The sequence below is a fragment of the Croceicoccus bisphenolivorans genome (assembly GCF_001634625.1).
Classification (GTDB): Bacteria; Pseudomonadota; Alphaproteobacteria; order Sphingomonadales; family Sphingomonadaceae; genus Croceicoccus; species Croceicoccus bisphenolivorans.
Genome location: NZ_LRSE01000002.1, coordinates 129,572 through 148,744 on the forward strand (window position 1 = coordinate 129,572; position 19,173 = coordinate 148,744).

Annotated in this window: 16 protein-coding genes; 9 read left to right on the forward strand and 7 right to left on the reverse strand. The window is 61.3% G+C overall.

The annotated features are described in order from the left end of the window. Positions 1 to 87 precede the first annotated feature (87 nt). The 5 genes from A7A77_RS17405 to A7A77_RS02295 form a co-directional block, all read right to left on the reverse strand. Positions 88 to 845, reverse strand: a protein-coding gene (locus A7A77_RS17405; protein ID WP_156500333.1) for an IS5 family transposase whose coding sequence is annotated in 2 segments (ribosomal slippage) — positions 88 to 527 and positions 527 to 845 — 759 coding nt in all. Because the reading frame shifts where the segments join, the coding sequence is not laid out codon by codon here. Positions 846 to 1,158: 313 nt separating this feature from the next. Next, a complete protein-coding gene (locus A7A77_RS02280; RefSeq protein ID WP_066552896.1) occupies positions 1,159 to 1,677 on the reverse strand; it encodes a MarR family winged helix-turn-helix transcriptional regulator in 519 nt (172 codons plus the stop codon). A gap of 110 nt (positions 1,678 to 1,787) precedes the next feature. Continuing rightward, the gene (locus tag A7A77_RS02285; protein ID WP_066552899.1) at positions 1,788 to 3,506 is read right to left on the reverse strand and encodes a thiamine pyrophosphate-binding protein; all 1,719 of its coding nucleotides are present in this window, start codon (positions 3,504 to 3,506) and stop codon (positions 1,788 to 1,790) included. Positions 3,507 to 3,564: 58 nt separating this feature from the next. Next, positions 3,565 to 4,377, reverse strand: a complete 813-nt coding sequence (locus A7A77_RS02290) for a class I SAM-dependent methyltransferase (RefSeq protein ID WP_066552902.1) — start codon at positions 4,375 to 4,377, stop codon at positions 3,565 to 3,567. A 47-nt stretch (positions 4,378 to 4,424) separates the two neighbouring features. Then, complete coding sequence (locus A7A77_RS02295) at positions 4,425 to 5,807, reverse strand: aldehyde dehydrogenase (RefSeq protein WP_066553489.1); 1,383 nt, start codon at positions 5,805 to 5,807, stop codon at positions 4,425 to 4,427. Between the two features lie 566 nt (positions 5,808 to 6,373). Between A7A77_RS02295 and A7A77_RS02300 the strand changes: the two genes are divergently transcribed. The 9 genes from A7A77_RS02300 (at position 6,374) to A7A77_RS02340 (ending at position 16,570) form a co-directional block, all read left to right on the forward strand. After that, the gene (locus A7A77_RS02300; RefSeq protein ID WP_066552905.1) at positions 6,374 to 6,925 is read left to right on the forward strand and encodes a nuclear transport factor 2 family protein; all 552 of its coding nucleotides are present in this window, start codon (positions 6,374 to 6,376) and stop codon (positions 6,923 to 6,925) included. 70 nt (positions 6,926 to 6,995) lie between these two features. Beyond that, complete coding sequence (locus tag A7A77_RS02305; RefSeq protein WP_066552907.1) at positions 6,996 to 8,192, forward strand: aromatic ring-hydroxylating oxygenase subunit alpha; 1,197 nt, start codon at positions 6,996 to 6,998, stop codon at positions 8,190 to 8,192. A 5-nt stretch (positions 8,193 to 8,197) separates the two neighbouring features. Next, the gene (locus tag A7A77_RS02310; protein WP_066552909.1) at positions 8,198 to 8,530 is read left to right on the forward strand and encodes a hypothetical protein; all 333 of its coding nucleotides are present in this window, start codon (positions 8,198 to 8,200) and stop codon (positions 8,528 to 8,530) included. 118 nt (positions 8,531 to 8,648) lie between these two features. After that, the gene (locus A7A77_RS02315) at positions 8,649 to 9,932 is read left to right on the forward strand and encodes a hypothetical protein (protein ID WP_216635530.1); all 1,284 of its coding nucleotides are present in this window, start codon (positions 8,649 to 8,651) and stop codon (positions 9,930 to 9,932) included. Positions 9,933 to 9,993: 61 nt separating this feature from the next. Continuing rightward, positions 9,994 to 11,457, forward strand: a complete 1,464-nt coding sequence (locus A7A77_RS02320; RefSeq protein ID WP_066552914.1) for an aldehyde dehydrogenase — start codon at positions 9,994 to 9,996, stop codon at positions 11,455 to 11,457. A 367-nt stretch (positions 11,458 to 11,824) separates the two neighbouring features. After that, complete coding sequence (locus A7A77_RS02325) at positions 11,825 to 12,904, forward strand: aromatic ring-hydroxylating oxygenase subunit alpha (protein WP_066552917.1); 1,080 nt, start codon at positions 11,825 to 11,827, stop codon at positions 12,902 to 12,904. A 157-nt stretch (positions 12,905 to 13,061) separates the two neighbouring features. Then, entirely contained in the window at positions 13,062 to 15,386 is a 2,325-nt protein-coding gene (locus A7A77_RS02330) for a TonB-dependent receptor (protein ID WP_066552920.1), read from the forward strand. Positions 15,387 to 15,446: 60 nt separating this feature from the next. Beyond that, complete coding sequence (locus A7A77_RS02335) at positions 15,447 to 15,821, forward strand: nuclear transport factor 2 family protein (RefSeq protein WP_066552923.1); 375 nt, start codon at positions 15,447 to 15,449, stop codon at positions 15,819 to 15,821. A gap of 50 nt (positions 15,822 to 15,871) precedes the next feature. Continuing rightward, a complete protein-coding gene (locus A7A77_RS02340; protein WP_066552926.1) occupies positions 15,872 to 16,570 on the forward strand; it encodes a hypothetical protein in 699 nt (232 codons plus the stop codon). Positions 16,571 to 17,128: 558 nt separating this feature from the next. Here the strand turns inward: A7A77_RS02340 and A7A77_RS02350 are convergent. Next, complete coding sequence (locus A7A77_RS02350; protein WP_066552931.1) at positions 17,129 to 18,061, reverse strand: intradiol ring-cleavage dioxygenase; 933 nt, start codon at positions 18,059 to 18,061, stop codon at positions 17,129 to 17,131. 42 nt (positions 18,062 to 18,103) lie between these two features. Beyond that, positions 18,104 to 19,165, reverse strand: coding sequence for a maleylacetate reductase (locus A7A77_RS02355; RefSeq protein WP_066552932.1), 1,062 nt, complete (start codon positions 19,163 to 19,165; stop codon positions 18,104 to 18,106). Between the last annotated feature and the right edge of the window lie 8 nt (positions 19,166 to 19,173).

Below are 19,173 nucleotides of genomic sequence, written 5' to 3' on the forward strand. Positions count from 1 at the left end.
CGCCCGGCGTTTCGCCTTTCGTGCTGGACGCGGGGCGGCCCGCGCTCCTGTCGCCGGGAACGATGACGTAGTTTCAGGACTCACTGATCACAGCCAGAAGAGCACGGTGGCGGCCAGAGCGAGAGCGGAGAAGAAGACGGTGGGGCAGCGATCGTATCGCGTTGCCACGCGGCGCCAATCCTTGAGGCGTCCGAACATGATCTCGATGCGGTTGCGCCGCTTGTATCTGCGCTTGTCGTATTTGACGGGCATGGAGCGCGATTTGCGGCCGGGAATGCAAGGCTTGATGCCTTTCTGCTCGAGGGCGTCCCGGAACCAGTCGGCGTCATAACCCCGATCGGCCAGCATCCACTTCGCCTTTGGCAGGTCGTCGAGGAGGGCCGCGGCGCCCGTGTAGTCGCTGATCTGACCAGCCGTGATGAAAAAGCTCAAAGGGCGGCCATTGGCATCGGTGACGGCATGAAGCTTGGTGTTCATACCGCCTTTGGTCCGTCCGATCAGGCGCCCGAGATCCCCTTTTTTAACCCAAGGCTGGAAGCCGTGCGGTGGGCCTTGAGATAGGTCGCGTCGATCATGATGGTCTGGGGTTCGGCCCTCTGGGCGGACAGACCTTCCATCATCCGAGCAAACACACCCATCTCGCCCCACCGTTTCCAGCGGTTATACAATGTCTTGTGGGGCCCGTATTCTCTGGGAGCATCCCGCCAACGCAGGCCGTTCCGGTTGACGAAGATAATCCCGCTCAGGACCCGCCGATCATCAACCCGTGGCTTTCCATGGCTCTTGGGAAAATATGGCGACAGACGCGCCATCTGCTCGTCCGTCAGCCAATACAGATCGCTCATGCACAGTCTCCTTGCGGAGCCTGAATCATATCGCTGCACGCTAATCAATGGGTCCTGAGCCTAGCCGGTTTGCATGAGCAAGGCCGAAAATTCATTCCGATATTTTCACTGTTCTCCCCACATCATCCAAACGGTGGGGATGCTTTACGTGCGCTATCCGCTGTCGCTTCGGAGTGTCGAAGGCCTGCTTTCCGAGCAGGGTTCCGACCTTGGCAATGGCACCTCTACGAAATGTGCCTGAAGCACAAGCGCAGAAAATTCACTGAAAGGGTGGCAGGCGAGCATCGCGCGACTTGCGGGCGATCTGCCAGCCCTAGCGGCGGCGCGAGGGTGGAGCCTGACGACTGTCGCTGCCAAGTTGATCGAAATCGTGTCCATAGGTTTTAAGCGCGGAGGCAATTGCGTCTGTGCGGAGAAAACCGAGCTCATCGCGCATTTCCTGTTCGGTCTGCTCGATCGCGAGGCGGAAGGCGGATAGCCATTCGATACCGGCAGCAGTGAACCGCACAATCTTGGCCCGCGCGTCGCGCTTGTCCGGAATGCGCTCGACCAGGCCCAACTTTTCGCACTGCTCGACGATTTCGCCCATCGCTTGCTTCGTCATTGCCGCGCGGCGGGCCAGTTCTGTCGTGATGGTCCCGCCGATATCGAGATTGCGCGTGAGGTTGATGTGCGAAGAGCGGATATGTTCGTGGCCGTTTTGCTCCAGAATTTCCAGGACGCGCGATTCATAACGACGCAAAGCGTCGCCGAGGATGCGGCCGATCGTGCTGTGCCGCCACGTGTCATCATTGATATCGCCGGTGATATTTACCGCTTTGTCGCTCGCCATGTCATGACCCGTTTCTCTTTTCGACACCGCCCTTAGAGAGTCGTGCCCGCGCTGTCGACCATGCGGGCTGCGGCTTGACCGGCCGATACCGGGAAACGGTTCCGAAGCCATTATCCGAATGTCTGTTCCGAGGGCGGTGTGAACGGGTCCATGCCCATCACCACCAGCTCTTCCGGCGGAATGGGGTCCAGATCGACAAGAACATTGATGCAGGCCGGTTCGTTGCGGGCCATTGCGGTCGCAAGCGCCTCGCGCAGGCTTTCGGCGCTGTCGGCGAAGTAGCCGGTCACCCCGAAGGCGGTTGCCGCCTGTTCGTAGCGACCGTTTTCCAGCAGGGTGCCGGTGACGCGATTGGCCCCGACCACGATCTGTTGGAAATGTAGCGTTGCTCCCCAACTGCGGTTATTCATCACGATGACGATCAACGGAAGGCCGTTGCGGACGAGCGTGTCGAATTCGCCAAGGCTGTAGCCGGCTGCGCCATCGCCGGTGACGAGGATGACCCGCTTGTCCGCGCCGGCACCGGCCTGGGCGCCGACGGCGATGCCGAAACCGCACCCCATCGATGACAGGTGGCTGTGGAACAGCAGCGCCCGCGGCCGCGCCGCGGCGACGGTTTCAGACAGCCACAGGTAGGTGAGGGCACCGTCGGCCACCACCGTCACGTCCGTGTCCACGTGCTCGGCGACGATCTCCGATGCAGTGAACGGGTGCAGGACGCCTTCACGGCGGGTGACGTTGGCCGCCACCGCATCGTAGCGCCGTTTGACGTGCGCACGCACGGTGTCCTGCCATTGGCTACGTTCTGCCGGGATTGCCTCGCCCACACCCGGTTGCTCCGCAGCGTCCGCCAGCGCCTGCAGGGCGGGACCGACGTCGGCAACAATGCCAAGCTCCACCGATTGCAGCCGCCCCAGTTCGCGCGCGTCGGGATCGATCTGGACGATCCGCGCATCATGCGGGATCAGCGTTCCCGAGCCATGGGCGGTGTAGAGACCAAAGCGCATCCCGGCCATGACGATCACATCAGGCGCTTGGTCGCCCAACCCGTAAAGCCCCTGCAACAAGCCTGCGTTCACGTTGTCGGGCAGATCGCGCAGCAGCGCGGCGGCTTCGAATTCCGTAAAGACCGGAACGCCGGTTGCCGCCGCGATACGTTCGACGGTTTCGCGGCCCGAACCGCGCGCCGCTTCCGAACCAAGCACGATGGCAGGGCGTTTCGCGCTGACGAGCATGTCGACCACCTGGCATGCCGTCGCGGCATCGATCGTGCACGAACGCAGGGTGTTCGTTCCGGTGTCGGGCAGGTCGTCTTCCTCCACACTCGCCATCAGGACATCCCATGGCAGGTCCAGCATCACCGGACCGCGCGGGGCCTGCATCGCGATGCGCACAGCCTGCGCTACAAGCCGCGGAATCTGGTCGACGCAGGTGACGTGGTGCGCCCATTTCGTAACTGGCGTGCCCAAAGCCACCTGATCGATATCATGCTGCAACGTGTTGGTCTGGCGACTTTTCAGCATGCCCGATCCGCACAGATAGAGAACCGGAGTGCGGTCGAGCAGCGCGTTTGCCATCGATGTGACCACGTTGGTCATGCCGCCCCCGGCCGTCACCAGCGCGACGCCAAGACCTTGGGTAATGCGTGCGTAGCCTTCGGCGGCGTGGCCGGCGTTCATTTCGTGCCGAGTGTCTACGATCGGCATCCCCGCGTCCATGCAGGCCTGGAAGATCGTATCGATGTTCGCACCATGCAGACCGAACAAGCGGTCGATCCCCGCCTTGCGCAATTCGCGGACAACGAGTTCGCCGCCGGTGATCGAAGCCATCAATCTCTCCTGGTCAAATTGCTTGCCCCTGACGGGGCGCTGGAATGGTCGTGGCCGCTCAGGCCTTGACGATAATGAGGATGGTATAGTCCATGCAGATCGCGACCGTTCCGTCGGTGGCGCGGTTGTACCGCTGGGCAATGCTGCGCAACATCTGCCGATATTCCGCCTGCTGCGCAGCGTCATAGGCGGCAAGACGGAGAATGGCGGGGGGATGATTGCGGCAATGTTCCTCGACGTAGGCATCGAGCGTCGTGAAGCAGCTTTCATACGTGCCCGAGACGTGGCGCAGCGATGCATGCCGCCCCTGTAACCGTTCGCGAAGATAATCGCCGTTGCACATCTGGTACGCGGGCTGGATCTTGTCGATCGAGGTAGCGCCGGCGTTCAGCTTTTGCCCGGCACGAAAGACGTCGGACGCCAGGCTCGCTTCGGGCCACAGGGCGATGCCAATGGTGCCGCCGGGCCGCGTGATGCGCAGCAATTCGTCTATCACCTGCTGGTGGTCGGGATAGAAACTGACACCCAGGCTGGACAGCACCATGTCGAATGCGCCGTCATCGAAAGGAATAGTGGGCGAGGAATTACCGACATGATAGTCGACCCCGTCCAACTGCTCCGCCTCGACCCTTTGGCGCGCCACCTCCAGCATCTCTGGCACGATATCGGACGCGGTGACGCGCGCGCGGCGGCGCGCAGCGGCAAGCGCGGTGTTCCCGGTACCGGCGGCAAGGTCGAGCACTTTCTGCCCCGCGCGCACTTGCGCTTCGGCTACCAGATGCTCGCTGATGATCTGGTGTTCGGCAGCCAGCTTGTGATAGTTGCCCATGCTCCAGATCTTCCGGAACATCGAGATTTCCTGATCGGCCACGGCCGTCCTCCTCAAAAAGAGCTGTCGCCCTGCGTTATACCTGGATATCAGATCGGGTAGTGGACGTGCCCGGTGTCGACCGTGATCCAGCGCAGTTCAGTGAATTCGGCAATGCCGGCGGCACCGCCAAAGCGGCCATAGCCCGATGACTTGACCCCGCCGAACGGCATATGTGCCTCGTCGTGGACTGTGGGGCCGTTGACATGGCACATTCCGGTATCGAGCTGATCGGCAACGCGCAGCCCGCGCGAGATGTTCTGCGTGAACACCGCCGCGGTCAGGCCGAATTCGGTATCGTTGGCGATACGCACGGCTTCGGCCTCGTCGGTAAAGGTCATCATCGCGGTGACAGGGCCGAAGCTTTCCTCGTGATAGAGGCGCATTTCAGGGGTGACACCGCTGACGAAGCCGGCCGACATGATCGCCCGATCGTGGGCATTGTCGCCGTGTAATTTCGCACCCTTGGCCACCGCATCGGCGACCAGCGCGGCGACGCTTTCCGCTGCCTTGGGATCGATCAGTGGTCCCAGCGGTGCGGCGCCGCTGCGTGGATCGGCTGCCTTCAGGGACTGCGCCTTGGCCTGAAGCTTGGCGGCAAAGGCTTCTGCCACCGCCTCGTGCACGATCAGACGTTCAGTCGACATGCAGATCTGGCCCGAATTCATGAAAGCGCCGAATGCGGCGGCGGCGGCGGCTTCATCCAGGTCGGCATCGTCGAAGACGATCAGCGGCGCCTTGCCCCCCAGTTCGAGCACCACCGGTTTAAGTTGCTCGGCGCAAAGGCGGGCAATGATGCGGCCGGTATGGGTGGATCCCGTGAAGTTGATGCGGCGCACCGACGGATGAGCGATCATCTCCGCCACCACTTCGGCCGCATCGGCCGGCGCATTCAGGACGACGTTCACGACGCCTTCGGGGAAGCCCGCGTCGCGAAACACCTCTCCGATCATTGCATGGGTTCCGGGCGACACTTCCGATCCCTTGAGGATGACTGTGTTGCCGCAGGCGAGCGGCGCGGCAACAGCGCGCGTACCCAGGATCAGCGGGCCGTTCCACGGCGCGATGCCCAGCACCACGCCCACCGGCTTGCGCACCGACATGGCAAAACATCCAGCACGATCGGATGGCATCGTTTCGCCTCGCACCTGTGTCGTCAGGGCTGCCGCTTCGCGCAACATACCGACCGCAAGATGGACATTGAAGCCCGCCCAGGCGCGGGTGGCGCCGATTTCGGCCATCATCGTTGCCACGAAATCTTCGCTGCGCGCGGCCATTTCGTCCGCCGCTTTCAATAGCAGCAGCCGGCGGGCGTTGGGGCCCAGCGCGGCCCATGCGGGAAAGGCTGCCGCGGCCACATCGCAGGCGCGTCGCGCGTCGTTCTTGTCAGCCCCCTCGACCCGGGTGGCGACATCCCCTGTCATCACATCCATACGATCGAAAACAGTTGCGTCCGGCCGATTCGAGGTTTCCGCCCCGATGAGCGATCGTGTGAGTTTCAAGCCATCCTCCAGCAACGCCTTCCGCGTCTCTTCTACGACCGATGCCATTCCGGCACCAGCCATCCATATTTCGACGAAGCGTAGAATGCGTTAGATATTTGTCAAGTATCCTGTCTAATGGATAGTATCTATAAAGTGGCTTCCGTTTGTCAGAGATCATTGCCGGGATTGTTGCGGAACGGGCGTCGGCAATGCGGCGTTGCGGTCGAAAGATTGAGCGAAAATTCTCCGAAATCAGGGGAATTATGCGATTGTGGCGTTTTGCCGTGCGCCTGGGTGCGGCGGCAGTGAAATTGTCTCGCGGCTGGCATTGTCAAGCAGGCTTCGGTTCGCCGGACAGTACGGAAGACGTTTGCAAAATCAGACAAGCTACTTGATCTAAATTCGAGGCGATGATAGTCACGCTCCATACCGCTCCTTGTGGCGCGGGGCCGGCCCGCCGACGCGGGCGGGCCATCAGAACAAAGCTGTCAGGCATCAGGACGAGAGGGTTGGGTATGGCGGAGGCCGGTTCACTCGAAAAGCTGGAAAGGCAACTTGCTGCCGCGCTCGCCGAAATTGGCGAACTGAAGGCTCGCGAGGCGATCCGCGATTGCATTCATCGTGTGTGCCGCGGCACCGATCGGGTCGATGCCGACATGCTTCGGTCGGCGTTCTTTCCCGATGCCAAGGTGCATTTCGGCAAGCTTTATGATGGCGACGTCGACGGATGGATTGAAGTGGCGATCAGGCATCAGGGCGGACAGTCGCAACGCCAGCACATGGTGGGCAATATCCTCATCCGCATCGACGGCGATAAGGCTGTGGCGGAAAGTTACGAACTCGACCGGCACAAGACGCCGATGAACGGCGAGGTTCGCGATCTTGTCCTGGCGGCCCGCACGCTCGACCGGCTGGCATGCCGCAATGGCGAGTGGAAGATTGTCGAGCGCACCAAGGTCATGGACTGGGGGCGGGCGATCGAGGCGAGCGACGGCGTCTATGCCAACAGCCCGCTGCTGCGGGGTGGGGACGACCGGTCTGACCCGTCATATGAATTGCTGCCGTAAGCAAGGTTTCAAAAATACTTTCGCCGCGTATCCGCAAGGAGCCGTGGCCTGGTTTCAAATGGAGCGGTAAATGCCTGAAGGTATCAACGGAGATCTTTCCGGGATCGACTTTCATCTCGACGTGAGCGGTCTGTTCAGCGAGGAATCCTATCAGCGGGATCTCGATCAGATCTTTCGCAAATCCTGGCTGGCGGTCGGACACGATTACGATATCCCGAACGCCGGTGACTTTCGCACGCGGACAATTCCGGGCCTGAATTACAACATCCTCGTCGTTCGCGGGAAAGACGACCGTGTGCGCGCCTTTCACAATATCTGCCGTCACCGCGGCAACATGCTGGTTTGCAAGGAAAAGGGCAGCAGTCGGCAGGGATTCTCCTGCGGCTATCACGGGTGGACCTACAACATCGACGGGTCTGTTCGCGGCATCACCGACCGCGACCAGTTTCCCCCCTATGGAAACGAGGCGCTTGGGCTGAAGGAAATCCGTTGCGAAGTGCGCCATAGCTTCATCTTCATCAATTTCGATGCGGAGGCGGCCTCGCTCGACGACTGGCTCGCCGAACTCGCGCCGGATAACCTTTACGAGGGCTTCTTCCACAGCTTCGAGAAGACAAACCTCTACAGCGCGACGATCCAGTGCAACTGGAACATCGTGATGGATGCTTTTTCGGAAGCCTATCACACGCTGTTCGTGCACAAGAACACTGCCACCGATTATCTGGGTGGTGACGACAACAAGATGCGTCACGTGCCCGCAATGGATATCATGGATCTCCACGCGCGCCATTCGGTTGCGGCCAACCCTTCGCATAAGTGGGCCGACACCGAAACGCTGGCCTATCGCCATACCAATCGGGCTTTTCCGTCGTTTGATTCCAATTCGGAAGGACTGCCGCCGGGCCTCGATTTCGGAAACCTGCAGAACTGGGCGTTCGACATCGTGAAGTTCTTTCCCAACCTCATCCTGCTGACCGGTCGCGACTGGTTCATCGAGGGCTACGCTTGGCCGTCGGCAGCGGACGAGACGATCTACGAGTGGAATATCTATCACCGCACGCCGAAAACTTACGGCGAGCGGGTTGCCCAAGAGTTTTCGTATGTCATCGGGCGGGAGATCGCCTGTGAGGATCTGTTCCTTCTGGAACGCCAGCAGCAGGCTCTGCAGAGCGAAGCGGTGACCGATTACTTCCTGTCGTTTCAGGAGCTGGTCGTGGCGCACCATTACCGCAGCCGCAATCGCATGTTCGACAAAGCCGAGGGGTGAGGGCCATGAACGCAAGTCTGCCGCAGAAGTTTCGTGAACTGGAAGAGTTTACCGCCTGGGCCCTGCCCACCGAGCGGGAACGGTACGACCGTCGCGCCGGATCGACCCTGGAAGAGCTGAACGTATTCTACAGTGCGATGAAGCCGCACATGGAAGAGGTGATCCGGTATCTGGAGGGTTTTGCGTGGGGCACCGAATTGTCCGCAGAGGATCAGCGTCTTTACCACATGGGCCTGTCGTACATGGAAGCGGCGGTTCCCATTGAACTGAAATGGAAAAGCGCCGTCGCCGAGGACAGTTTCCCGGTGGCCCGCCTGACACTGCCGCAAACCCGCTGAGTTTTTGGGGCGGCCGGCCCGCTGCGCCGGTTCGTGTCCGCAAACGCCGCGTCGCAGGCGGCTGGTTTTGGATATCGAACGGCGCGGCTGCCCAGCCATGCCGAAAAGGAAGTGTGCCGTGAACATCGATGATCTACGCTCCACCCCGGAGGGTTACTTTACCAGTCGCTGGGGCCTGCCCGAATATACTGACTGGATCGACGAGAGCATGTCGTGGAAGCAGACATGCTCGATCGGCGACTGGTCGTTTCTTTGGGAGCGGCGCTTCAAGGGGCCGGACGCCATCCGGCTGTTGAGCGACACTTCGATCAATAGCCTAGCCAAGTTCGATGTCCTTCAGGCCAAGCACGTGGTGCATTGCGACGACGATGGCAAGATCATAGCCGAAGGCATCGCCACGCGCCTTGCCGAAGACGAATTCGTGCTGTTCGGTCGAGGCACCTTCTGGCTCGATTTCGTGGCTCGCCACGGCAGCTACGATGTCGTGTCGACCGGCGTCGACAGCTTTAATTTCCAGGTCGCCGGGCCCAACGCGATCGCGGTGATCGAAAAGGCGGTGGGCCGCTCGTTGCGCGACACCAAATTCATGCACACTGCCGAGATCGAGATCGCCGGGCATCCGGTGATGGCATTGCGTCAGGGCATGTCGGGTGAACCCGGCTTCGAACTGCAGGGCAGGGCGGAACATGCGGGGGCGGTCTATCAAGCGGTGGTCGATGCCGGTCGCGAATTCGGCTTGCGCAAGCTTGGTGGTCGGGCGGTGTTCATCAACCATCTCGAAGCGTGCTTCCCGACCATTATCATCGATTACATGCCGGCTATTTTCGGGCCCGCGATGGATGTCTATCGCAGCGAATTCCTTGCGGCGATGCCGGCCGCATCGGCCACGTTCAACATCGCGGGCAGCTTCGAAGCCGACGATATCAGCGCCTGGTATCGCAGCCCGGTCGAACTCGGCTGGGCAAAAAGCATCAAGTTCGACCATGACTTCAAGGGACGCGCGGCGCTGGAGGCGGAAGTAGCGGCACCCCGCCGCCAGATCCGCACGCTGGTGTGGAACAGTGACGATGTCGTCGGGGTCTACGCCTCGTTGTTCCGTAAGGATGCGCAGCCTTACCATTTCATGGAAATGCCCCGCGACCAGCGCGGCTTCGTCTATGCAGACAAGGTGCTCGGGCCCGGCGGCAAGGGGGTCGGTGTCGCCACCTCGCGCGGCTACAGCTACTATTTTCGCGAGATGATCTCGCTTGCGGTGATCGATGTCGATCACGCCGGAATCGGCAACGATCTCAGCGTGCTGTGGGGCAATCCCGGCGAGCCGCAGATCGAGATTCGGGCGAAAGTCGCTCCTGCACCCTACAAGCACGATAACCGCCGGGTCGATCTGACAAGCCTGCGCTGACTTTGTCGGCGGCAGGAACGTCTTGGTGCGCACCATAAGGCAGCAACAGAAAGGCAGCGTCATGTTGGACAGATTCGATCCGGCCGAGCTTAGCGAGAATGTCCGGTCGCGCTTTTATATTGGAGGTCAGTGGGTCTCCCCGCGCACCGATGCCCGTCTCGACCTGATTTCACCGCTGACCGAGCAGGTGCAGTTTTCCGTGCCCGCCGCCGCGCCTGAAGATATGGACGCCGCCGTTAGCGCGGCGTCCGAAGCGTTCGAAAACGGCCCCTGGCCGCGGCTCACCCCGGCAGAACGCGCGCGTTATCTGATAGCCATGGGGCAAGAAGTCGAAAAGCGGCTGGACCTCTTCAAGCGGGTGTGGACCGCGCAGGTGGGGGTCGTGAACGGGTTTTCGGGCATGATTTCCGGCCTTATCCCGCATTACTTCACTTATTTCGCAGGTTTGGCGGAAACCTATCCGTTCGAAGAGGATCGCCCGACACCGGGCGGCCGCGCCCGCGTGATCCGCGAGCCGGTGGGTGTGTGCGCCCTGATCCTGCCGTGGAACTCGCCGCTGATCCTGCTGGTGGCGAAATTGTGTCCGGCTCTACTGGCCGGTTGCACGGTGGTTGCAAAGCCCAGCCCGGAAACCCCGCTAGATGCGTTGATCCTGGCCGAGTGCGCCGATGCGGTGGGGCTGCCGCCGGGTGTGTTCAACGTCGTTCCTGCCGATCGTGAGGCGGGCGACCATCTGATCTGCGATCGCCGCATTGATAAGGTGAGCTTTACCGGATCGACAGCGGCGGGCCGCCATATCGGAGCGGTCTGCGCCGATCGGGTGGCGCGTTATAGCCTGGAACTGGGTGGCAAATCAGCCGCGATCATTTGCGAGGATGCCGACCTTGCTGCCGCCATCCCCGCCGTGACGCCTGTTTCCATGCCGTTCAGCGGGCAGATCTGCTTTGCGCAGACGCGGATGCTCGTGCCTGAACGTCGGAAAGACGAGGTGGTCGATGCCTATCGCGCGGCCGTGGAATCGATCAAGGTCGGCGATCCTTGGGAAGACGATGTCGGTATGGGGCCGCTGGCCATGCGGCGTCAGCAGGATCGCGTGTTCGATTATCTGGATATCGGACGGAAGGAAGGTGCAAGGATCGTCACTGGCGGCGGACGCGGGGCGTTCAACAGCGGTTTCTTCGTCCAGCCGACGATCTTCGATGGCGTAACGCCCGACATGCGGATCGCGCAGGAAGAAATTTTTGGCCCGGTCGTGTCGATCATCGCCTATCGCGACGAGGAAGAAGCGATCCGCATCGCCAACGACAGCAATTTCGGCTTGTCTGGAACCGTCTTCACCCCTGACTTGGAACGGGGCGAAAATATCGCCCGGCGGGTACGCACCGGCAACATTTCGGTCAACGGCCTGCAACTCGACCCTTCGGTGCCGTTCGGGGGCTTCAAGCAATCGGGACTTGGCCGCGAAGGCGGGCCGGAAGGCCTTGAGGCTTATCTGGAAATCAAGTCGATCTACCTGCCGGCCTGATCTGCATAAAATCGGACAATTGGGATTTTACCTGTCTATATTTTCCATATCTGCGCTGATTCATTCCCCGTCCATAGCGCGTGCGATGCGGTCTGAGTTTGATGCCTTGGCGTGCTTCTGTATCAGAAATATCATTATAAAACAATTTTATAGTCCTAAAATTCGATATATCCGCACTTTCCGATCGATTTTTTTGCAGCCGCAACAAGAAGTTCTTTCTGCGCAAAAAAGGAAAGTAGCATAACTAAATTCGCTTGCGGATTTGTCGAAGTTGTGTCCTTATGGTGAAGTCTCCTGTCGATCGGTGTCGGTCGACCGGATCACCAAACGGATGTTTTAAAAAAAGACCGCGTGGAGAGAGCTTGCAATGCACACTCGCAACGACTGGTATGTCGCCTGTACCGATGCGGACGTCACCGCCGATCACCCGTTCAGTTCCACCGTGCTTGGCGAGCGCCTGGCGATCTGGCGCGCTGCCGACAAGGTTGTCGCGTTTGAGGATCGCTGCGTGCATCGCGCCGCCGCGCTTTCGCTGGGGCGCTGCGAAGGGCAGAACCTTCGTTGTATGTACCACGGCCTGCTGTTCGATGCTGCGGGCAAAGTCGTCGACATCCCGGGGCAGGATGTCATCCCGCCCAATGCGCAAGTGCGGGCCTATCCTGTCGCAGTGCATTACGACTGGATATGGGTGTGGATGGGTGACCCCGCGCTGGCCGACCCTGCCAAGCTTCCGACTTTGTTCGACGGCGTCGATCTCGACGACTATGGCGTCGTCAATGGCGAACTGACGTTCGAGGCAAATGCCCAACTGATTTCGGACAACCTGCTCGATTTCAGCCATCTGCCCTTTGTCCACGCGGCCAGTTTCCAGGCGCCGCTGGACTGGGCCAAATCCCCGATGACCATCAAGCAACTGGACAATGGCGTCCGGTTCGAGCGGTGGGTCGAAAATCACACCGGCTTCCATTTCATCGAGTCGCTGTCCATCGGCGTCAACGATACCTGGATGGGCTATGATTACCTCGTTCCCGGCGTCCTGGTGATGTTCGTAGGCTGTTTCCCGGCCGGTACGGCGCGGGCTTGCGATTATGGGCGTCCCGATTTCTCGAAGGCCATCGCCCAGGTTTCCACCAACCTTCAGGCAATCACGCCGGTTACGGAAAAACGGTCGCACTACTATGTCTTCACCGGCCTGCACCGCGCCGCAAGCGGCGGCGGAAGCGATCCGGCGATCGTGGCCCGCAATCTGGAAGTAACGCTTCAGGCTTTCAACGAAGACAAGACGATGATCGAAGCGCAGCAGCAGATCATCGATGGCCAGCCCGACCGCCCGTTCATGCCCACCGTACACGATCGCGGCGTCACGCTTTACACCAGATTGAAGGCCAGGCTGATCGCCGCCGAAACCGCGTCGCATGCCGATGCGCCACTAGAGAATGCAAACTGAGTGACGCGAAGACCGCGCATCGGGCGCGGGCAACGCATCGCTTTCCGCTCCATCGCCGGCGGGGAGGGAGCGCCGGCGATGGGCAAGATACAAAACGGGCCACGGGACGCGTGTTTGCTTGCGTGATCTGGTGACCAAACACGGAGGGAGAGAAATCATGTCGAGACTATTTTTGGCATCGGTAGGGCTGGTGGCTCTGGCAACCAATGCAGCGGCGCAGGAGCAACAGACCGTCGCCGCCGAGGAGGCTGCAGCGGTCGAAGAGGATGCTGGCGGCATTGCGGACATCGTCGTGACCGCGTCGCGCCGCGCCGAAAATGTGCAGAACGCGGCACTTTCGATCCAGGCACTCGACAGCGAGGCGCTTACACGCGCGAACGTGAGCCGGCCGGAAGACCTTGCTGCCGTCGCGCCGGGCGTACAGATCGGTACTGCAGGGCCCTACGCGCAGCCCTACGTTCGCGGCGTCGGCAACTATGCGACCAATTCGCTGGCGGAAAGCCCGATCGCGATGAACTTCGATGGCGTTTACATCGCACGCAGTTGGGCGACGCGCGGGATGTTCTACGATCTCGACCGGGTCGAGGTGCTGAAAGGCCCGCAAGGCACGCTTTATGGCCGCAATGCTTCGGGTGGCGCGATCAACGTGATCTCGACGAAGCCCAGGATTGGCGAGACCAGCGGCTTTGTCGAAGGCCAGTTCGGCAATTACGGCCATGTTCAGGGGACGGCGGCGCTAAATGTGCCCGTCAGCGATACGTTTGCCGTGCGCGCGTCCGGGCAGGTCATCGACCGCGACGGTTACCTTTCCGACGGCTATGACGACGAAAAGTCGGAAGCGGCCCGTTTGCAGTTCCTGATCGAACCTCGCGACGACTTCTCGTTGATCCTGGCCGGTAATTACCAGCACATCCATGGCCGCGGCGTCGGCGGCGGTGTCCTTACCCGCCCGGCAGGCGAGAAATTCCTGGGTGCGACGGACAATCCGCTGGTCCAGGAAATCTTCCAGGCCGAACCTTTCCTGGGTCCGGTTAACGTCTTTCCCCAGAAAGACGGGTTCAGCGAGGTGACGATCTATTCGCTTTCGGCCGAAATGAACTGGGATCTGGGGTTTGCCACGTTCACCCTGCTTCCGGCCTTTCGCGATGCCACCCTCGAAGGGCTGCAGTATTCGCCGGGTTTCTCGGTTTACAACAACGAACATAACGAACAGACCAGCGTCGAGGCCCGGCTGGGCAATGACGGCGGTCGCTTCAAGTGGGTCCTGGGCGGCTACTATTACGACGAGCGGACGACCAATCCTGACGCCGAGCCGGGGCTGATCGTGTTGCAAGGCGTCAGCGCTACGGTGCAGAGCCGGATCAAGGGCACCACGCGCAGCTATGCGGCGTTCGGGCAGGGCACATACGAGATCGTTGAGGGCCTGCGCGCCACTGCGGGCCTGCGCTACACTTACGAGCGCAAGACCGACGACGAGCTGACCCAGAGCTACAGCTTCCCCAACGAGGAGCCGCCGCTTTGCGCCAACGGCGAGTTCGATCCCGACACGGTATCGCCGCCGCTGTTTTGCCGCCTCGACATTCCGAACAGCGGCAAGCTGACTTACAACAGCGTGACGTGGAAAGCCGGCGTCGAATTCGATGTCGCGCCCCGTTCGATGGCTTATGCCAACGTCAGCACCGGCTTCAAGTCGGGCGGCTTCTTCCCGCTTGCCCCGGCGCCGAATACGTTCCGGCCCGAGAAGCTGACTTCGTTTGAGGCGGGCATCAAGAACCGCTTTTTCGACAACCGTCTCCAGGTCAACCTCGAAGCGTTCTTCTGGCGTTACAAGGATCACCAGGAATCCTATCTTGGTCCAACGTCGATCCCGGGTGTCTTCGCGTTCATCACCACCAACGCGGGTCGCGCGAAATCCTATGGCCTCGACACCGACATCATGTTCCGTCCGACGCTGGATGACGAATTCAGCCTGAAGGTGCAGTACAACAAGAGCAACTACGACGACTTCCGGTTCCAGAACCTGACGGCGGTTTTCGGCCCGCCGGTCACGGGCTGCGCGGTAGGGCCGGTCGTCGATGGAGAACAGACCGTCGATTGCAGCGGCCAGTCTCTGATCCGGGCGCCGCTATGGTCCGGCACAGCCTCTTACAGTCATACGTTTGACATGGGCGAAAGCGGTAGCCTGAGGGCAGGCGTCGACACGCAGTTTTCCAGCGCGACCTATCTGTCGATCGATTTTCTGGAAGCGGGCAGGCAGAAAGCCTTCGCGATCACCAATGCCGATCTGACGTACGAGACGGCGGACCGCGGGCTGTCAATCACCGGTTACGTGCACAACATCTTCAACGAGATGGTGTTCAATCAGGTGTTCCGTTCGCCGTTCGTATCGCCGAACAATCCGATCGCGGATCCTGACGGCGTGTTGCTGGGTACTGTGCGCCCGCCGCGCACCTACGGCCTTCGTGCCCGCTATAATTTCTAGACGCAACGGCGGTCCGGCTTTGCCAAGGCAGCCGGACCGCCCACCATTCCGGACGAGATCATGCCGCCATCAAATCGCGAGATCGTCGAAGAGTTTCTCGACCTTATCAATCGCCAACACCGCGTACGCGAAGCATTCGAACGCTTTACGGACGAGAATTACATCCAGCACAATCCGATGTGCGGCAACGGGCGGGAAGGCGCCATCACCCTGATCGAGGGATTGGTCGCCACGCCCGGCTTCGCCCCTTCGGTCAAGCGCATCGTGGCCGAGGACGCCTATGTGTGCGTGCACATGCACATTGCGATGGGCGAGGGGCGAGCGGGCATGGCGGTGATGGATATGTGGCGCATCGAGAACGGCAAGATCGCCGAGCACTGGGACGTGATCCAGGAAGTGCCCGAAACGACCGCAAGCGGCAATTCGATGTTCTGATGATTTTGCCGGTCGACGCCAATTCACCAAATCAAAGGGAGAGACCGACGATGGAACGAAAGATACAGGTATTCTGTGGATGGAGCGGAATAGCCTCGATCCTTCTGCTGGTCATCGGGATGGGCCCGGTGGCCCAGCTGTCGCCGCCGCCATCGGCCATGATCACCGCGGCCGAGATCGCCGCCCATGTTCGCGCCAACGCGGCGAACATTCAGATCGGCATGTTTCTGGTGAACATCGGTGTGGCGTTGAGCATCGCCCTGGTGGTGGGTATTTCGATGGAGATCCGGCGGATCGAGGCATCGCCGATGCCCGGCCTCAGTTATCTGCATATGATGACGGGCACCGTGGCCAGCACGTTTCTTATGTTACCCGCGATGACGATGAGCGTGGCGGCGTTCCGCACGGACATTGCACCCGAGACGATGCTGCTCCTCCACGACCTGTCGACTTTTTTCACGTTCCTGCCGTTTTCCGTCGCCACGCTTGAGGCGCTGGTGGTAGCCGCGGCCGTCTTTGCCGACCGCAGCGCGCATCCGGTGTTTCCCCGCTGGCTCGGTTACTATTCCGTGATTACCGGGCTTTCCTATGTTCCGATGGGCCTGATCGGTCTGGCGAAGGAAGGGCCGTTCGCGTCGGATGGACTGATCGGATGGATCATCCCCACCGCGCTGGTTGTGCCCTGGTATCTGGTAATGGGCGGCTTCCTGGTGGTGCGCGGCGGGCGATCGACAGGGAGCGATGCCTGAAACGATAGCGCCGCGACCTGCGGAGCAGACGAGTACCGAACAAGAGGTACTTGCATGAGCGAGGCGAGATCTACGGGCTGCAACCGGCGCGGGATTCTCGCCTCGACCGCTGCGTCTTGTGCGTGACGACCGCCGGATAGCTTCCCGACCCGAACAGTGCCACGCCGGCGCCCGTTTATTCGGGCTTGGTCATTCTCGACCTCAAGCTGTGGATCGCTCGCGTCGCTCGCGCTGGTTTCGCAACCACTTCGAAGCGCATTGCGGCACCGGCGCTTTACCCAATTCGAAAAGCCGGCAGAATTCAGGAACCGTTCCGGCCCGATTGTCGACGGTCTGTTCTTGCAAGGTAATTTCGGCATCGCCACCAAGACGGGATTCCGGCCGATGCCGCCGGTGAACTGCGCGATTTATGAAAAGGTCCGGTCGCATCGCGATGGTCCGCCGTCCTGACCGAGCGGGGCGATCTTTCGCCCGATGACGCGAAGCAGATCGCGCTGTCCCATCGGCTCGAACCGAACGCCCCCGACCGCGCCGAGCGCGGGTCGGGGCGAAGTACGGTCAGGCTGTCGTCTTGGCCGCCCGGATGCGCTGGATTTCCTCTTCCCGGGCCAGCACGAAATCCCATTCCACCTGCCAGAACGGTGAGGGCAATTGCGCCTTTTCCGCCTCGGCCGGATCGGTGATCTGCTGGAAGTCCGCGATCAGCGAATGCTTGACCCCGAACACCGTGTCTTCGGCCAGATAGCGGCAGTCCGGCGTGAAGATATGGGTCACCACCGTGTCGAAACCGGGCGCGGTCACGATAAAGTGCAGATGCGCCGCACGATTGGGATGTCGCCCCAGCGCCGCAAGCAGCTTGCCGACGGTCCCGTCATCGGGGATCGGATAATAGCGCGGCTTCGACGTGCGGAACCAGTATTCACCGTCGGCACCGGTGGTGAAGACGCCGCGCAGGTTATGCTCGGGTTGAATGCCCTGCTGCTGGACGTCGTAGAAGCCATCGTCGTTCGTGGCCCAGACATCGATGCTGGCGCCGGCGACGGGATTGCCGTCGTTATCGGTGACTTTGCCGCGCACCAACAGTGGCTCGCCCTTGCCGTCGAGGCAGATGTTAGCGCCATTGGCATAATGCGGCACGCCAGAGACATAGAACGGGCCGAGGACGGTATTTTCGGTCGATCCCTCCGGGCGATCGTGATTGAGGGCATCCACCAGCATCGATACCCCGAGCACGTCGGACAGGAGGATGAATTCCTGCCGCCAGTCGGTGCACATGTGGCCGGTCTTGGTCAGGAATTCGATCCCCGCCATCCACTCCTCGGTGGTCAGCTTCGCTTCCTTTACCGCGGCGTGCAAATGGTTGACCATGATAGTCATCACCTCGCGAAAGCGCGGGGAAATGTCGGTGCCCATCCGGGCGTTGACCACATCGGCCGAATGCTCGGCATCGAAAAAGGCCAGGGTTTGCTGCGATCGATCTTGTGCCGGCATCGTGCTTCTCTCCATCTGACTTGGGATCGGTGGTCGGGCGGGTCAGGTGCCGGGCGGCAGCCCTTCCCACGCGGCGGCGATACAGTCGCGGATCGCCTCCCGCTCGAGCGGGCGGGGGTTCCAGTAGGCATTGGCCAGCGCCAGATCCGCCGCCTCGTCGATACCGCTGGCGGGCATGCCGAGATCGCGCAGGGAAAGCGGCGCGCCAAGCGAAGCGGCAAGATCGTAGAGCGCGCGTGCCGGATCCTGCCGGCCCAGCGCGCGGGCCAGTGCAGCCATCGCACGCGGCACGGCCGGTGCGTTGTAATGCAATGCGTGGGGCAGGACGACCGTATGGGTTTCGGCGTGGGGCAGGTCGAATGTGCCGCCCAGCGTATGACACAGCTTGTGGTGAAGCGACATGCCGACCGCGCCCAGGCAAGTGCCACACAGCCAGGCGCCATATTGCGCCTCGGTCCGGGCGGCGGCGTCGCCGGGATTTTCGACGATCGACGGTAGCGACGACGCGATCGCGCGGATGCCTTCTGTCGCCATCATGTCGATGATCGGGTTGCCATCCTTGGCGTACAGTGCCTCTACCGCGTGAGCGATGGCGTTGATGCCGCTCGTCACCGACAGACCCGTGGGGAGGCCAAGGGTCAGATCCGCGTCGTAGATGACGACTTCGGGAAGAACCCTGGGCGTCGTCTGCGTACGCTTGATCCCATCGGCCGTCTCGCCGATGATCGACGTGACTTCTGAACCGGCGTAAGTGGTGGGAATGACAATCTGCGGCAGATCGGTACGCAGCGCAATCGCCTTGCCCAGTCCGATCGTGGAACCACCGCCCACGGCGACGATGCCGTCGATCCTGCCCGCCGAGACGACATCCATAGCCTGTTCCGTCACCGCCACCGGGGTGTGCATCACCGCCCCTGCGAATGTGTCCGCGCACAGCGGGCCGAGCAGGTCGGCGACCGCCTGTGCCGTGTCCTTTTGCGCATCAGTCGCAAGGACGAGCACCCGTCCGAGGCCGAGGCGTTCGACCTCGGCCGCGACCTGCGCGACACGGCCTGAACCAAAGACGATCCGGGCGGGATGGGAAGCATAGACGAATTCGCGCATGGTCTGCT